The organism is Methylocaldum gracile, from assembly GCF_053646815.1.
In genome coordinates, this window is the sequence record NZ_CM132196.1 from 2,706,462 (window position 1) to 2,721,361 (window position 14,900).

Sequence of the window (14,900 nt, forward strand, 5' to 3'; positions counted from 1 at the left end):
CCAACTTCGCCACAGCGCTTCCTACGCGGACCGGCTTGTTTGCCCATCACGTACTTTTTGCCGATTTGTCTGACGTTCCCGCAGAATTACCATCCAATTGCCAGAGACCGCTCGGCCGCGTTCGCGAATCCGTGAAAAACGGAGTATGCACTCTTGGCATCAGCGAACGACTCGCGCACAAGGCCAAGATAGTTCCATTGTCAAGCAGTCATGGCAAAGAAACGCACTCAAAAAACACGGGACGAATCGCAGTCCAAGAAAACCTCACCGTCAACGCATGTCGCCTTATCCCCAAAGCACCCGCTCATGATCGTCGGCACCGGTACCTCTGCCGGCGGCTTCGAAGCTTTCAAGGAGCAGCAAAACCTTCTCAGAATTGTGCTGGTTCCCAAACTCCAGCTTGGGAACCCAGTGCCAACTCGGGCGTCTCGGATATGGCTTCCAAGCGGGAGCCTGGAAGCCAGCGAAAGCCCAGTTGGAAGCATCCCGATTAAAACGACCCCTTGCTATTGAAATGAGAAGTGGGCCGTAACGCACGGGCAAACGCCCGACTCACTCGTTGCCGGCTTCTTCGTCGAGACTGGCTATGTTTTTTCTGCCGTTGAGCAATACGGTACGGATCACGTCGGCGTTTTGTTCGGTTTCCTTCGCCTGATCCGAAAACCTTTGCTCCGAAAAGACGCTGCCGTGCTCGTGGCATTGCGCGGCCATGCGCTTTAGCAGGGCTGCCCGTTCCTCCAGGGAACGGATTGCGGACCAAAGGGCGACTTCAAGCGTTTCGGCCTGTTCATTGAGCAGGCTTTCCGTGGAAAACGCATGTCCGACATGGCAGCGGTACTTAACCATTTCGCCGTGGCCGAGTTCCCACATCACCCCGCCGCATTCCGGACAGGTCAGGACACTGGCAACGCGCGGGTTTCCCCCGGATTCGAACTGTCTTATGTCCTTTTTGACAATCTCACGCTCTTTTTCTGTTTCATCCGGCATGGGGGCACCTCTTCGTTGTCGCACGGGCTGTTGGGCTAACTGCTCGATGGTTGCGGCAATGCCCGCGACGGGCAGGATGTAGTCGACCGCGACGCTTTCGATGGCGTTCAGCGGCATCTCGGAGAAAATGGCTTCCTGTGGATCCTGGACTATCACTATCCCGCCGGCGTTCTTGATGGATTTGAGTCCGAAACTGCCGTCGCCGAGCGTGCCCGATAAAATGACTCCTATCACGCGAGAGTCGTATATCCTCGCCGCCGAGCGGAAAAGCGGATCGATCGCGGGGCGGAAGCCGTTCTCCCTGGGGCCTCCCGAAAGATGAATTTTCCCGTCTCTGAGCACCAGATGCCGGTTAGGCGGGGCGACGTAGATATGCCCCCGCCGAATCGTCTCGCCGTCATCCGGGTGGGTGGCCGGGAGCGGTCCATTTCGCTGGAGAATATTCGGCAGAAAGCTCGTACTATGACTTGGGACATGAAGGACAACGAGAAGGGTCGCCTCAAGATCGGAAGACAGATCGCCGACCAGATTTTTCAACGCTTCCACGCCTCCCGCCGAGGCGCCGATGACGATCATGTCGCGGGTATGCATCGTACGGGTTTTTATTCCAAATACTTACTTAGACCCGAAGGACGCCGAATGGTTGATCAAGGGCGAAATTGGATCGACGTTCGGGTACAACGGATAGGAGTAACTCGACCACCCCTCCAAATCGCTTTCAATCAGGAATCGATTTTCGTAGGGTGGGTTAGGCGCACATTCGCACCGGCCGAATGCCGATCACTGCGCTTCGCGTGCGCCGTAACCCGCCGAGCGACCTTCCATCGGCGGGTTACGCGGGGCCTGTCCTGAGCCCTTCGACGATGCTCGGGACAGGCTTGTCGAAGGGCCTGTCCTGAGCGGAGACTAGGGCTAACCCGCCATCGATGGGTTTCGCTTCGCTCTACCCATCCTACGATGAATATTCACTCGAATGTCGAATGGAATTAGACCGTGGCGAATTCTTCCCGCGAATAACGGGCGGTTCCGAATCGGTAGTCGCTTTGGAGGCAGTGATCCAGCCAGCGGGTGAGAAAGTAGTTCAGCGACCATTTGTAATCGAGCACGCTCTTGGCGCTGGACCGATCCCTTACCGCATCGAGGACCACCGGTCGGCAGTGGTCGCTGAGCGCTTCAGCGGTCTTGGCGTCCAGACTGACGCGGATTCTCACCGCCGGCTCGAAACCCCGCACGAAATCGTGGGTAAGCTCCAGCGTCAGGGTATAAGGCGACCTTTCGAGCAACCTCAGATGCAGGGACGGCTTGCCGTTGACTTGGGCGACGGCGGTCTCGTCGATGCGGTCCAAGTCGGGAATCAGGTGCGCCAGTTTCTCGTAGTTCGATTCGCAGACTTTTTGCAGCCAGAAGGATTTTTCTGCGGGCTGGAAAATGCTCATTACCGGTAAAAACGATCTCTCAAAATTCACTGTAGGTAGCGCAGGCGCTGGATGTCTCCCATAAGGTCACGCTCCTGACGTTGTATCCTCGGCTCGCGACGTGTCCGAATATCAGCTTGGCCAGATACTCGGCCGTAGGATGCTCGTCGAGCGCCAGAAAACGTTCTCCGGCCGAAACTAGCGCCGGCAGGAGTGGGTCATCCTTGTGCAGAAGCAGATTGTGATCGAGCTGCCGGTCGATATACTCCGACGCGACGGCGCTGATCTCCGCGAAATCGCAGACCATGCCCTGTTCGTTCAAACTTTCGGCAATCACGGTAATTGCTGCCTTGACACTATGACCATGGAGATGACGGCACTTGCCCGTATGTTCCATTAGACGGTGTCCGTAGCAAAAATACACTTCTTTGGTAATCGTAAACATGAATTGCGACAAGGATATTGACCAGCGATTTCACTCGCTCTTGATGCCTTTGATGGCGCCGGCAATTCGGTAACCACCCGCTTCGCTCTCCGCGCAGCGGATCGTTTCGATATAGGCGGTCAGAGGCGGGGTGATTTTGTTCTGCGGAACGAGGCACACTTCGACGGCTTTGCCGACATCTAAAGGAATATCGGCCTCGAACAAGATGCCGGAGCCGCTGATATTTACACATACCCCCTCATGTACAATATCGCTGTCGGCCAGCCGGAAGGTCATCTTGCAATCGGCCTGCATGCGGATGAAATCCCGCTTTTCGTCGTACTCCAGCATAGCTGTGCATCTCCCCCTTTAGGTTTCCCGGTATTCTAACCGATAGATCATAGCCGAAGTCGTTCGGACGATTCCGATTTCGGGTTTGGCAATGCGCGCCCTTTTATGCCATAGTGCCGCGCCTAAATCGACACAACCTGTTGGAACGACGCAGTAATCCGACACCTTGAACCTATGAGCACGAAATCCATCGTCCTAACTGGAATAACCACGACCGGTACACCTCATCTCGGCAATTACGTGGGCGCCATACGCCCTGCCATCGAAGCCAGCCGGGATCATAACGTCCTGCCTTTCTATTTTCTGGCGGACTACCATGCCTTGATCAAATGCCAGGACCCGGAACGCGTCCGCCAATCGACACTGGAAATCGCCGCCACCTGGCTGGCCTTGGGCTTGGATACGGAAAACGCCGTGTTTTACCGCCAGTCGGACGTCCCCGAGATCACGGAACTGGCCTGGATACTCAGTTGCGTCACTGCAAAAGGACTGATGAATCGCGCCCATGCCTATAAGGCCGCGGTCCAAGCCAATGAAGAAAGCGGCGAAAGCGATCCCGATAAGGGCGTCACCATGGGATTGTTCAATTATCCCATCCTGATGGCCGCCGATATTCTGATCTTCAACGCCAATAAAGTTCCCGTCGGAAAGGATCAGGTTCAGCATATCGAAATGGCACGCGATATCGCCGGACGCTTCAATCATATTTACGGCGAGCATTTCGTGCTTCCCGAAGCGGACGTCAGCGAGGATACCGCTGTGCTATGCGGATTGGACGGGCGTAAGATGAGCAAGAGCTACGACAACACCATCCCGCTGTTCGCACCCGAAAAACAGCTGCGCAAGCTGATCATGAAGATCAAGACCAACTCTCTGTTGCCGGGCGAACCCAAAGATCCGGACACCTGCACCCTGTTCGGCATCTATAGGGCGTTCGCGACAAAGGAGGAGACTACGGCGATAAGGCGCCGCTACGCGGAAGGCATTGCGTGGGGAGAAATGAAAAACATTTTGTTCGAGTATCTGGACGATCATCTGAAAGCCGCGAGGGAACGTTATGAAGCACTGCTACAAGCACCCGACAAAATCGAGGAAGCATTGCAGGACGGCGCCCGCAAGGCCCGAAGCTACAGCGCCCCGCTGATACGGAAGGTCCGCCACAGCATCGGAATCCGAAGCCTGAGTCTCTGACCTTTGCGCGCCGTTCGGATGCGGCGTCGCCGCCGCTCATCCCGCGCCTTACCGTCGGGAATGACATGTCGCACGATCCCAAATATTGGGCAAAAGGATATCTCGAGGCAGCCGGCTCATTAAGATTGTTCCGGCTGCTGGTCCTGCTGGCGCTGCTCGCCGGCTGTGCGCCGAACCGACTGGACGAGGCGCTGGCCATGGAAGAGGCCAGCGCCGAAAACACTATCTATTTGGTCGATCTGGGCTGGCACACCGGCCTAGCCGTCAAACGAGCCGATATCCCGCCCGGGTTGTGGCCGGAAAGCCAAGACTTTCCGAAAGCGGAGTATCTCGAAGTAGGCTGGGGAGACCGCGATTTTTATCAGGCCGCCGGCTTCAACCTCTGGTACGGGTTCAAAGCCGTCGTGGCCCCCACCGCCAGCGTTCTGCACGTTGTCGGAGTCCCCGTTCATCCGACCGCTTATTTCCCCGCCGCCGAGATCGTTGAGGTCCCCTTGTCGGAACAGCAGCTCAGGCAAATCATCGTATCCATTCACAACACCTACGCCCGCGAGAATACGGCCAGAGCGCAAGCCATCGGCCCGGGTCTATATCCCGACAGCCGCTTTTACGCGGCCGAGGGCAAATTCCATCTGTTCAATACCTGCAATGTCTGGGTTGCGCGAATCCTGCGCGATGCGGGCCTGCCCGTCGTGCCGTTTTTCGCCGTCACGTCGCGGGGGCTCTTGTCCCAGGTGCGAGAGTTCGGCAAGATCGTTCGGCCGGAGTCGGAAGGTCGCTATTAATCAGGCCCGTAAATACCCTCCTGGTATTTCGGGCCGCCGCCCAGGCCGGTACACGCCCGGCCTGGGCTCACGCGGCTTGTCGCCGCGCCGGGGCATCCCTGCCCCGGATTAACCCGGCCTATAAATATAGGCCGGGTTAATAAGTATCGGCGTAGGAATCGCTTCAAGGCTCTTTTTGATATTTCACGCTTACCGGTTATCGCGAGGAAACTCCATGCACGTCGTCATCATTGGTTCAGGTATCGCGGGCATCACTTTCGCGGAGGAACTTCGGAAACTCGCGCCGGAATGCCGAATTTCCGTCGTAACTCAGGAAGGCCACGGCTATTATTCGCGGCCTATGCTATCCCACGGCTTTTCGAGGGACGACATCGAAACCAAGATCATTCTGAAGCCGTTCGATGCACTGCACGATGCCGGCATCGCGATCTATCGCGAAACCAGCGTATTGACACTCAACCGCGACGACAAAACCATTGTCTGCCGGAACAGTTCGGGCGAATTTACCCTGAATTACGACAAGGCGGTGCTCGCGCCCGGCTCGGATGCGCTGATTCCGCCCCCGTTTCAGGCGAGCCGCGATTTGTTCTTTGTCGTCAACAGCCTCGACGACTTGATCGAACTCCGGCGGCATCGGGAAAAAATCGTCGAGACCTCGGCAAAGCCCCTGTGGGCGGTGATCGGTGGCGGGCTGATCGGCTGCGAAGTCGCTTCCGATCTGGCCAAGACGGGCGATCGGGTGGTCTTGTTTCATGCCCTGGCAAGACTCATGGAACGTCAGTTGATCGAGGAAGATTCGGCAACTCTGTTGCAGGTATTGCAGGGCCACGGGATAGAGGTTCGCTTGAATGCCTCGGTCCAGGGCTTCGAAAAAATCGGCAGCCTTTACGCGGTGAAGTTGCAGGACGAACTGGCGAGCGGTTTCCACGGCGTCATCGTCGCCTGCGGTTTCAAGCCGCGAACCGAACTGGCGCGGCGCATCGGGTTAAATGCCAATCGGGGCATATTGGTCGATGAGTTCCTGCGCACCAACGACCCCGACATCCACGCCATAGGCGATGCCGCCGAATTCGTGGACGGCCGCTTGTACGCCTATATCATGCCGATACGGCATCAAGCCTTCTGGCTGGCCCGTTTTCTTGCCGGGCAAACCAACGAGCCATGGCAGCCGCCCGATTTCAAACCGCGCGCCAAAGTGCACGGTTTCAATGCAGTGCACCCTTATATTTTTTGATGGGGCGAGGGTCGAGAAACCGAAGGTCACATCCGCCAAACCAACAGCTTGCCGGAGCGGCCATCTCGCGGGATCAAGGTCTGATCCGGTTCGACACCCGGTACCTCGAACGTGTTGCTGATGAAAAGCGACCCCGGCTTCATTTCCTTCCGCGCCTTGCGCCACAGGCGAGGCATGGGTGCCGGCGATAGAAAGGCGTAAACCACATCGAAACGGCCGAGATCCTCGATCCAAAAATCGCCGAAACGGATACGGCAGTTCTTTTCGTTCCGCAATCGAAACCGGCCGAGCAGGGCCGGCAGAGGCGCCGATTCGACGCCCCGGAATTCGCCGGATTTGCATTGCCCGGCTAAAACCGCCAGGCCGCCGCCCCAGCCGCAACCGAGGTCGATGAATTTGAACGCGGCGTTCCGCGGCAACAACTCGGAAACGGCAAGCCAGGTTTCGCGATCGGTCAAATAAAAAGGAACCCGCTCGCGAAGATTACTGCGAAAAACCAGCCACATCAGGACGAAACCGGCCAAATACAGGACCGGCGGGAGATTCAGCCGCCAGCTGACGGCGATTGCGGGAACGAACAGCGCCTGGATCGGCAGCCACCAATAAGGAAGTCTCAGCATCCAGCCGAAGGCCATGGCGAGAAGACCTTCAAATGCCACGGCGAACTCGAGGGACGCCCAGAACAGGCCGCCGCTCTTTAGAAGCAGGAATGTGCCTAAGATGGCCAAGAGTTGGCTCAGGACGGCCCTGAACCAAACCGGCAGCGCTTCGACCATGAATATGGTGCCCTAGAGTGCGGACGCGGCCTTGTTGGCGGCCGGCACCATGCCTTGGCCCGTAATCGCCCCTTTGTCCAGCGGCTTTTGCATAGATATATCTATCCCGGAACCGCCGGTAATGATTTCTTCGGCCGTATGCTTGTTCATCACGATGATGGAAATGCGCCGATTGGTGGCGGCCAAGGGGTCTTCCCTGACATAAGGAACGCTCGAAGAGAGCCCCACCACCCGCATCATTTTTTCTTCCTTGAGGCCGCTCTTGATCAGCTCCTTGCGGGCGGAATTGGCACGGTCGGCGGATAATTCCCAATTCGTATAACCCTGTCCTTTGCCCGGAAACGGCTTTGCATCCGTATGTCCGGCGATGCTGATCTTGTTCGGCAACTCGTTGATGACCGGCGCGATCTGGCGAAGTATCTCCGATGCATAGCCTTCCATTTTGGCGCTCGCCGAATTGAACATGGGCCGGCCTTCCGAATCGATGATCTGGATACGTAGCCCCTCCTGAGTGATGTCGATCTTCAATTGATTCTGGAACTGTGTGAGCAAAGGGCTGGTTTCGATCATCCGCTCGATCTTTTCCTTCAGCGCCTCGAGTTGTTCCATCTCCTTTTCCGATTCGGCGGCTTCTCCGACGATATCTTCCTTCCCTTGGTCGGTCAGTTTGACTTGACCCTCGGATTGAGTGATGTCCTCCCCTCCTCCCTTGATCACGCTGGTTGCATCGCCCGTGTTGGGACCGCCTTGCCGGGAAGGTTTCCAGGGATCCTTGAAATACTCGGCGATGCCTTGCCTGAAAGCGGGTTCGGTCGTACCTAAAAGCCACATCAGCAAAAAGAACGCCATCATCGCGGTGACGAAATCGGCGTAGGCCAGCTTCCAGGCTCCTCCATGATGGCCGTGACCGCCTTTCTTGATTTTCTTGATGACGATTTGGTTCGAATTATCGGCCATGGTCTTATCCGGATAAGCTCGTTAACGGCTTTCTTTGAGATGCTTCTCCAATTCGGAGAATTCCGGACGCTCCGCGGAAAACATCGCTTTGCGGGCGAATTCCACGGCGGTGGATGGGGCGTAACCGTTTATCGAGGCGATCAGCCCGGCTTTGATGCTTTGATAATACTTCGTCGATTCCGCCAAACGTTGTTCCAACAGACCCGCCAGGGGACTGATGAAACCATAGGCAACCAAAATACCCAGAAATGTGCCGACCAGTGCCGCGGCGATCAGCTTGCCGAGTTCCGCCGGCGGCAAACCCACCGACTCCATGGTATGCACCACGCCCATGACCGCGGCGACGATGCCGAACGCCGGCATGCCGTCCGCGAGGCGCTGCAGCGCCTGTATGGGCAGGTGGCCTTCCTCGTGATGGGTTTCGATGTCGATGTCCATCAGATTGTCGATTTGATGGACGTCCAAACTGCCGCTCGTCATCAAGCGCAAATAATCGGTGATGAACTCGACCGCGTGATGGTCGGCCAGCACCTTGGGCGCGGATTTGAACAATTCGCTTTGATCCGGCGTCTCGATATCCCCTTCGATGGACAACAGCCCATTTTGACGGATCTTGTTGAAGATCCGATACAAGAGCGTCAAGGTTTCAAGATAAAGCGCCTGGTTGTATTTGGAACCCTTCAGGGAGCTCATCAACGCGCCGAAAACGGCTTTCAAGACCTTGGGATTGTTCGACACGACGAATGCGCCGAGCGCGCCGCCGAAAATGATGATGACCTCGTTCGGTTGAATAAGAACGCCGATATGGCCTCCCGCCATCAAAAAACCGCCCAGAATGGCGCCCACGACGATGATGTAACCGATAATGACGAACATGCGTTAACTCTTTGGAGATGCTTAACTGAAGGGCGGCACGGATAGCCGGTCGAAGTTTGGTGCTGGTTGTCCGAGCCACAGCAGGCTCGAAAAAAGTCTAGACGAAAAAAACGTGGCGCTCGTCTCAAAAAACGAAACAGACTTGAAAACGGGAAGGATCGCCCCAAATTCTCATCGTCATCTTATTAACCCAGGGCAGGGATGTTCCGGCGCGGCGACAAGCCGCGTGAGCCAAGGCGGGACGTGTAACCGGCCTTGGCGGTGGTCCGTAAATACCAGGAGGGTATTTACGGGCCTGATTAATAGAGTCGATCCACTTAAACCTCCGGAGGAAAGTCACTGCCATGACCGTAGCAGAAAGCAAGGTAACTTTTGGGTTCGAAGCTGAGGTAAAACAGCTTCTGCACCTGATGATTCACTCCTTGTACAGCAACAAGGAAATCTTCTTGCGCGAGCTCATCTCGAACGGATCCGACGCTGCCGACAAGCTCCGCTTTATGGCACTGGGAAACGATGCGCTGTACGAGGGCGACAGCGAGCTGAAGATTCGGATCGAACACGACAAAACGAACCGGACTTTGACCATTACCGACAACGGCATCGGCATGACCCGCGACGAGGTCCGCGAGAACATCGGGACCATCGCCCGCTCCGGCACCCGCCAGTTCTTCGAGTCGCTGACCGGGGACGAGGCGAAGGACAGCCAGCTCATCGGCCAGTTCGGCGTGGGCTTTTATTCCGCATTCATCGTTGCCGACAAAGTCACCCTGGAAACCCGCAAGGCTGGTCTGGACGCGGCCCAAGGGGTACGCTGGGAATCCAAGGGCGAAGGCGATTACACGCTGGAAACCATCGAAAAACCCGAGCACGGAACGAAGATTACGCTGCACCTCCGCGAAGGCGAGGACGAGTTCCTGGACGGTTGGAAACTCCGGTCGATCATACGCAAATTCTCCGATCACATTTCCTTGCCGATCCTGATGAAGAAGGAAGCGTACGGAGACGAAAAGCCGGCAGCGGACGAGTGGGAAACCGTCAACAGCGCTTCCGCCTTATGGGCAAAGAACAGGGATGAGATTTCGGACGAGCAATACAACGAATTCTACAAGCACGTTTCCCACGACTTTCAGGAGCCTCTGGCTCGCCTCCACAGCCGCGTGGAGGGCACCAACGAATACACCCTTCTGCTCTACATTCCGTCGCATGCGCCGTTCGATCTGTGGGACCGCGACGCGAAGCACGGCGTAAAGCTTTACGTGCGGAAGGTTTTCATCATGGAAGGATCGGAGAAGCTGATGCCCCGTTATCTCCGCTTCGTCCGCGGCGTGATCGACTCCGATTCGCTCCCCTTGAACGTTTCGCGGGAAATTCTTCAGGAAAACGCGCTGCTCGAAAAAATCCGCTCCGGCGCGGTCAAGAAGGTTCTCGGTCTGTTGGAGGACGTGGCCAGGAACGAGCGGGAAAAATACCAAGCTTTCTGGAAGGAATTCGGCCAGGTCATCAAGGAAGGTCCGATCGAAGACTTCAAGAACCGCGACCGCATCGCCAAACTGCTGCGCTTCGCCTCCACTCATAACGATTCCGATGTCCAGAACGTTTCCCTGGAGGATTACGTCGGCCGCATGAAGGAGGGGCAGGACAAGATTTACTATATTACCGCCGAGAATTACGCCGCGGCCAAAAACAGTCCGCACCTGGAAATCTTCCGTCGCAAGGGATTGGAAGTACTCCTGCTGCACGATCGGGTCGACGACTGGCTGGTCAGCTATCTCACCGATTTCGAAGGAAAGCATCTGCAATCGGTGGCCAAGGGGGATCTGGACCTGGGCACCCTTGCCGACGAAGCGGACAAGAAGCATACCGAGGAAGCCAGCAAGGCGTTCCAGCCCGTTATCGACAAAATCAAGCAAACGCTGGGCGACAAGATCAGCGATGTGAAAATCAGCGCTCGCCTGACCGACTCTCCGGCTTGCCTGGTCAGCGAAACCTACGGGTTAAGCCGTACCATGGAACGCATCATGAAATCGGCCGGGCAAGACGTACCGGCCAGCAAACCGATTTTCGAGATCAATCCCGATCATCCCCTAGTGACAAGGCTCAAGGACGAGGCGGACGAATCGCGCTTCGCCGATCTGACCCATATTCTTTATGACCAGGCGGTCCTCAGCGAAGGCGGCCAGCTGGACGATACCGCCGCCTTCGTCCGCCGTTTGAACGGCTTGCTTCAAGCTGTCATGCACTATTAACCCGGCCTATAAATATAGGCCGGGTTAATCCGGGGCAGGGATGCCCCGGCGCGGCGACAAGCCGCGTGAGCCCAGGCCGGGCGTGTACCGGGCCTGGGCGGCGGCCCGAAATACCAGGAGGGTATTGACGGGCCTGATTAATAATCCATAAGGCGGCGCTGACCGCGACGATGGATTTAGCCGTTCGGCGATCCTCTGCCGACTCAGCGAATCGCCGAACGGCTGCGTCGGGAAAGGATTCCCGACCTACTCGCAACGCTCTTGTAGGTCGGCAATCCCTTGCCGACGAACCGGAAAACGCTTTTAAAACCCGTACTTGGAGTTATTGTGCACAGGACCTTTCTTCTTCTCGGCGCTGCTGCCGGATTCCTCGGCGTCGCCATGGGCGCATTCGGAGCTCACGGATTACGAGCGGTTCTGGACGAATACCACCTCGCGATTTACCGCACCGGCGTGGAATATCAGATGTGGCATGCGCTGGGTCTTGCCTTGATCGGCATAACGGCCAAACAACTCCCCGATACGCGCCTTCTTGTCAAGGCCGGCTGGTTCATGTTCGCAGGAATCGTACTTTTTTCCGGAAGCCTTTATGTCTTGAGTATCACCGGAGTTCGCTGGCTGGGCTGGATTACCCCCTTCGGGGGCTTGTCGTTTCTCACCGGCTGGTTCCTGCTAGGGCTTTCAGCCTGGCGGCTCGAACGGGAATAACCGACCCTTCAGATCTCCTCGTCGGCGCTCACGGTGGTTTTGCCTCGCTCGTCGTACAATCGGTTGACCGTTTCGAGGAACCATCGCGGGCGGTTGATAATGACGTACAATCCGATCAGCCCGACGACCGGTATCGGAAAAATATCCAATATCATCAAGCCTATCAGCGTGATGAAGCATTTCGCTCTGGTGCTCATAATCTCGGATCCAGACGCTTACTATTAACCCGGCCTATAAATATAGGCCGGGTTAATCCGGGGCAGGGATGCCCCGGCGCGGCGACAAGCCGCGTGAGCCCAGGCCGGGCGTGTACCGGGCCTGGGCGGCGGCCCGAAATACCAGGAGGGTATTTACGGGCCTGATTAATAAGATCGATAGTCTGACCAAGGACTCTAGTGCGCTTTGGGCGGTCGACTCTCTTGCACCAACACCCACGGCGCAACGACCACGGCCCAAAAGGTGCACTTCGAATCGACCCATCGCCTGGCGTGATCGTCGGTCGCCCGCACAACCTGCCCTCTTTGGATCCACTCTTGCAAAGCGCTTTTATCGTCTTCGGCTATCTTTGCCGCAGCCTCGACCAAGTTCAATTCCGGTCCAATAACGATTAAGACGCCTCTGGCAAAATGGCGCTCCAGCTCCTGCCAGCCGATTTGTCCGGTTTCCGCCGCAAGTTTCTGGCGCAGTTCGGTATCGTGCATTTTGGCTGTTTCTAAAGTCATCAAATAAAGGATTGGAATCGAGAAACGCTCGCGAATTCACTGAACCGGCAGCCGCCAAGCTTCGCCTATCGGTCGAATCGCTCGATTATGATCGCAGAAATGGAGGGATAAAAGAGAGTCCTGTTTTTATCCTCATCACATGCGGTGGGGATAAAAAAAGAAGAAGGCAGAAACGGTATATTTGGGTGGGGGATATTTCTGCCTTCTGGGGAAACCGAATCTAGAGAGTCGAAAAACCTGCTTAAAGGGAACCCGCTCTGATTTCCTTTTCAGCCTCTAGCCAATCTTCGACTTCGTAACCTGGAACAAAGCCCCGCTTTTCAGCACGGTAATACGCGGCTTCGGCAATCTTTTGGTTTATCTCGTCATCGGGAAATGGAACCGGATTGCTCGGAGCATCCGACATCAAATCTTCCGACATGTCATCCACGGCTTTCAGCGCTTTCCTAGCCATAGCAAGAGAACCTCCTAATTTCTAATTTCTTTTTCCTTAAAGACAGAAGAGAAACGAGAACCTCCCTGTTCGAAATTGCATCCCAGCCGAACTCGGATTGTCCGGTCACATAGGATCAATTCAAATCCATTGCAACCATCCCGGTTGGATTAAGAATTGTCTCAATCTCCTACGGAACATCCCGGATCCGTCAAGAACGTCCTGTCCTTCGGCAAAAATCCCTCTGCTTCTAAGCCGTATTGCGGTCCTTATTGGAACGTTCCGGTTCCGAACTCGACGTCATCCTTCGGAGGTTTTGCCAGCCTACGGCTGTCGTTCGAGTGGGTGTATTTAACCGTCGTGGTTTCGTGTGGAGAATACGTAAGAGTTCGTATCCTGCCGGATTAGATTGCTACGATTCGCGGTCGTGGGCTTCCGCTCGCAGGAGGACAGCCGGACTACCCTTTACTCCTGGCTCGCATGGCGCAGCTTCTCGAGATCCCACACCTTGGCGGCATCCCAACCGACGGTTACCACCTTGCCCTGCCTCGAGCATGCGATCTGCTCGATGGAACCCTCGTGTGCGAGCACACTTCCCAGCTTTTTGGCCTCCGCAATATCCCAAAGGTATAGATTGCCGCTTTTCGTACCCACCGCTATCCAGCCTTTCCGGCTTTCGCGGCAGAAACCCGCAATCTCGCTGTCATGATCTCCCAAGCTGGCGATGAGTGTGCCTGATCGCGTATCCCAGAGTTCGAGAACAGGCCCCTCGCGAAACGCCACCAAGAAACCGTCCTGACTCAAACCCAGAAGGGATCGGTCGGTATTGAGCTCGGATTGCTTGGCGATCTCCATGGACGCCGCATCCCAAAACCAAACTTCCCTGCCCGAGGCAGTGACCAAAAGGGGCTTGCCGTCGTCCCTGCGAACGAACGCCAAAGCGTCCGATCCCTCATGCGTAGCGCGCAAGAATTTTCCGCTGCCCGGTTCCCAGATTCCGGCCGGTCCACGGGCGATCCACCCCACGGATTTGCCGTCCGGCGAAAATGCGACGGACTTCACGTCGTACCACTCCACGGCGTAGTCCGCCAGCAGCTCTCCGGTTTTTTGATCCCACAACACGAGATACCCGCCTTCGTGCCCGGACATTCCGGCCGCGATCCGGAGGCCGTCCGGAGAATATGCCAAAGCCTCCAAATAGCGACCGCCGCGGGTCTGAAAGCCGTTCTTGTCCCGGATCAACCGCCGTCCCGTGGTCGAATCCCAAAAATATAGGCTGGTTCCGCCCACCGCCAGAATGTCCCGTCCGTCAGGCGAAAAAATGGGAAGGGCGATGCCGGCGCGTGGCGGCAAGTGCGTGCGCTCGAGCCGGGCGACCAATCCCCGCTGGCGCTGAAGCTGATCCAATGCTTTTTCCGCATCCTGCTCGTGTGGACACGCTTGGCAATCCCGCAGATAGTCCAAGTATCCCTCGATGGTATTCTGGGTTTTGGCCTGCTTCCAGGATTTTCGATCCTTACCTTCATCGCCCTGGTAACGAATCAGCGCGACCAGTACCAGCACCGCAAGGCCTAGTACGAACAATCCGATGAGCAGTTTTTGGATAAACGACAACAACGCGTTCATGATTGAAACAGAATTCCTGAGCGTTTCGATGCAATACCGATGACAAGCTTATTCTTTAAATAACCCTACCGCTACCGGGGTTCATGGAAAGGAATGCTAGCGAACCGATTGCGCCAACGGCAAGCTTGTCCCCTTTCGACGCATTGGCCGATGCGACGCAAGAAATCCG

At 56.3% G+C, this 14,900-nt stretch carries 16 protein-coding genes; 5 read left to right on the top strand and 11 right to left on the bottom strand.

Annotation, left to right across the window (positions count from 1 at the left end; all coding sequences use genetic code 11):
• Positions 1–552: 552 nt before the first annotated feature.
• From ACWJJK_RS11975 to ACWJJK_RS11990, 4 genes are all read right to left on the bottom strand, one after another.
• Positions 553–1,578, bottom strand: a complete 1,026-nt coding sequence (locus ACWJJK_RS11975) for a chemotaxis protein CheB (protein ID WP_156881840.1) — start codon at positions 1,576–1,578, stop codon at positions 553–555.
• A 395-nt stretch (positions 1,579–1,973) separates the two neighbouring features.
• Positions 1,974–2,423, bottom strand: a complete 450-nt coding sequence (locus ACWJJK_RS11980) for a DUF1249 domain-containing protein (protein ID WP_077729558.1) — start codon at positions 2,421–2,423, stop codon at positions 1,974–1,976.
• Positions 2,424–2,442: 19 nt separating this feature from the next.
• Complete coding sequence (locus tag ACWJJK_RS11985; protein WP_077729560.1) at positions 2,443–2,847, bottom strand: 6-pyruvoyl trahydropterin synthase family protein; 405 nt, start codon at positions 2,845–2,847, stop codon at positions 2,443–2,445.
• A 30-nt stretch (positions 2,848–2,877) separates the two neighbouring features.
• Positions 2,878–3,177, bottom strand: a complete 300-nt coding sequence (locus tag ACWJJK_RS11990; RefSeq protein WP_156881841.1) for a PilZ domain-containing protein — start codon at positions 3,175–3,177, stop codon at positions 2,878–2,880.
• 174 nt (positions 3,178–3,351) lie between these two features.
• Between ACWJJK_RS11990 and ACWJJK_RS11995 the strand changes: the two genes are divergently transcribed.
• The 3 genes from ACWJJK_RS11995 to ACWJJK_RS12005 all read left to right on the top strand — a co-directional run bounded on the left by ACWJJK_RS11995 (position 3,352) and on the right by ACWJJK_RS12005 (position 6,387).
• Positions 3,352–4,368 carry a tryptophan--tRNA ligase gene (locus ACWJJK_RS11995; protein WP_156881842.1) on the top strand — a complete coding sequence of 339 codons (1,017 nt, stop codon included), beginning with the start codon at positions 3,352–3,354 and terminating at the stop codon, positions 4,366–4,368.
• Positions 4,369–4,433: 65 nt separating this feature from the next.
• Positions 4,434–5,153 carry a DUF2459 domain-containing protein gene (locus ACWJJK_RS12000; protein ID WP_156881843.1) on the top strand — a complete coding sequence of 240 codons (720 nt, stop codon included), beginning with the start codon at positions 4,434–4,436 and terminating at the stop codon, positions 5,151–5,153.
• Positions 5,154–5,367: 214 nt separating this feature from the next.
• A complete protein-coding gene (locus ACWJJK_RS12005) occupies positions 5,368–6,387 on the top strand; it encodes an FAD-dependent oxidoreductase (protein ID WP_156881844.1) in 1,020 nt (339 codons plus the stop codon).
• 26 nt (positions 6,388–6,413) lie between these two features.
• Here the strand turns inward: ACWJJK_RS12005 and ACWJJK_RS12010 are convergent, their stop codons facing one another.
• The 3 genes from ACWJJK_RS12010 to motA are packed head-to-tail and all read right to left on the bottom strand — an operon-like array spanning position 6,414 to position 8,996.
• A complete protein-coding gene (locus ACWJJK_RS12010) occupies positions 6,414–7,163 on the bottom strand; it encodes a class I SAM-dependent methyltransferase (RefSeq protein ID WP_086134806.1) in 750 nt (249 codons plus the stop codon).
• 12 nt (positions 7,164–7,175) lie between these two features.
• Positions 7,176–8,120 carry a flagellar motor protein MotB gene (gene motB / locus ACWJJK_RS12015; RefSeq protein ID WP_086134807.1) on the bottom strand — a complete coding sequence of 315 codons (945 nt, stop codon included), beginning with the start codon at positions 8,118–8,120 and terminating at the stop codon, positions 7,176–7,178.
• A gap of 21 nt (positions 8,121–8,141) precedes the next feature.
• Positions 8,142–8,996 (bottom strand): flagellar motor stator protein MotA, encoded by an 855-nt coding sequence (gene motA, locus ACWJJK_RS12020; RefSeq protein WP_156881845.1) that lies wholly within the window; start codon positions 8,994–8,996, stop codon positions 8,142–8,144.
• Between the two features lie 344 nt (positions 8,997–9,340).
• Here motA and htpG point away from each other — a divergent pair, with 344 nt between their 5' ends.
• Complete coding sequence (gene htpG / locus ACWJJK_RS12025) at positions 9,341–11,242, top strand: molecular chaperone HtpG (protein ID WP_156881846.1); 1,902 nt, start codon at positions 9,341–9,343, stop codon at positions 11,240–11,242.
• 327 nt (positions 11,243–11,569) lie between these two features.
• Positions 11,570–11,950 (top strand): DUF423 domain-containing protein, encoded by a 381-nt coding sequence (locus ACWJJK_RS12030; protein WP_205781107.1) that lies wholly within the window; start codon positions 11,570–11,572, stop codon positions 11,948–11,950.
• A gap of 8 nt (positions 11,951–11,958) precedes the next feature.
• On the opposite strand, the gene ACWJJK_RS12035 is transcribed toward ACWJJK_RS12030, so the two are convergent.
• The 4 genes from ACWJJK_RS12035 to ACWJJK_RS12050 all read right to left on the bottom strand — a co-directional run bounded on the left by ACWJJK_RS12035 (position 11,959) and on the right by ACWJJK_RS12050 (position 14,731).
• Positions 11,959–12,147, bottom strand: a complete 189-nt coding sequence (locus ACWJJK_RS12035) for a hypothetical protein (RefSeq protein ID WP_077729570.1) — start codon at positions 12,145–12,147, stop codon at positions 11,959–11,961.
• 195 nt (positions 12,148–12,342) lie between these two features.
• Positions 12,343–12,651, bottom strand: coding sequence for a DUF2288 domain-containing protein (locus ACWJJK_RS12040; RefSeq protein ID WP_086134810.1), 309 nt, complete (start codon positions 12,649–12,651; stop codon positions 12,343–12,345).
• 262 nt (positions 12,652–12,913) lie between these two features.
• Positions 12,914–13,126 (bottom strand): DUF2934 domain-containing protein, encoded by a 213-nt coding sequence (locus ACWJJK_RS12045; RefSeq protein ID WP_077729572.1) that lies wholly within the window; start codon positions 13,124–13,126, stop codon positions 12,914–12,916.
• Between the two features lie 444 nt (positions 13,127–13,570).
• Positions 13,571–14,731 carry a WD40 repeat domain-containing protein gene (locus ACWJJK_RS12050; RefSeq protein WP_156881847.1) on the bottom strand — a complete coding sequence of 387 codons (1,161 nt, stop codon included), beginning with the start codon at positions 14,729–14,731 and terminating at the stop codon, positions 13,571–13,573.
• Positions 14,732–14,900 lie beyond the last annotated feature (169 nt).

Bases quoted from the DNA above. Each gene is read 5' to 3' on its own strand.
- htpG (WP_156881846.1), top strand. From the start codon at position 9,341: ATGACCGTAGCAGAAAGCAAGGTAACTTTTGGGTTCGAAGCTGAGGTA.
- motA (WP_156881845.1), bottom strand. From the start codon at position 8,996: ATGTTCGTCATTATCGGTTACATCATCGTCGTGGGCGCCATTCTGGGC.
- ACWJJK_RS12040 (WP_086134810.1), bottom strand. From the start codon at position 12,651: ATGCACGATACCGAACTGCGCCAGAAACTTGCGGCGGAAACCGGACAA.
- ACWJJK_RS11985 (WP_077729560.1), bottom strand. From the start codon at position 2,847: ATGTTTACGATTACCAAAGAAGTGTATTTTTGCTACGGACACCGTCTA.
- ACWJJK_RS12010 (WP_086134806.1), bottom strand. From the start codon at position 7,163: ATGGTCGAAGCGCTGCCGGTTTGGTTCAGGGCCGTCCTGAGCCAACTC.
- ACWJJK_RS11995 (WP_156881842.1), top strand. From the start codon at position 3,352: ATGAGCACGAAATCCATCGTCCTAACTGGAATAACCACGACCGGTACA.
- ACWJJK_RS11975 (WP_156881840.1), bottom strand. From the start codon at position 1,578: ATGCATACCCGCGACATGATCGTCATCGGCGCCTCGGCGGGAGGCGTG.
- ACWJJK_RS12050 (WP_156881847.1), bottom strand. From the start codon at position 14,731: ATGAACGCGTTGTTGTCGTTTATCCAAAAACTGCTCATCGGATTGTTC.
- ACWJJK_RS12035 (WP_077729570.1), bottom strand. From the start codon at position 12,147: ATGAGCACCAGAGCGAAATGCTTCATCACGCTGATAGGCTTGATGATA.
- ACWJJK_RS12000 (WP_156881843.1), top strand. From the start codon at position 4,434: ATGTCGCACGATCCCAAATATTGGGCAAAAGGATATCTCGAGGCAGCC.
- motB (WP_086134807.1), bottom strand. From the start codon at position 8,120: ATGGCCGATAATTCGAACCAAATCGTCATCAAGAAAATCAAGAAAGGC.
- ACWJJK_RS12045 (WP_077729572.1), bottom strand. From the start codon at position 13,126: ATGGCTAGGAAAGCGCTGAAAGCCGTGGATGACATGTCGGAAGATTTG.
- ACWJJK_RS11990 (WP_156881841.1), bottom strand. From the start codon at position 3,177: ATGCTGGAGTACGACGAAAAGCGGGATTTCATCCGCATGCAGGCCGAT.
- ACWJJK_RS11980 (WP_077729558.1), bottom strand. From the start codon at position 2,423: ATGAGCATTTTCCAGCCCGCAGAAAAATCCTTCTGGCTGCAAAAAGTC.
- ACWJJK_RS12005 (WP_156881844.1), top strand. From the start codon at position 5,368: ATGCACGTCGTCATCATTGGTTCAGGTATCGCGGGCATCACTTTCGCG.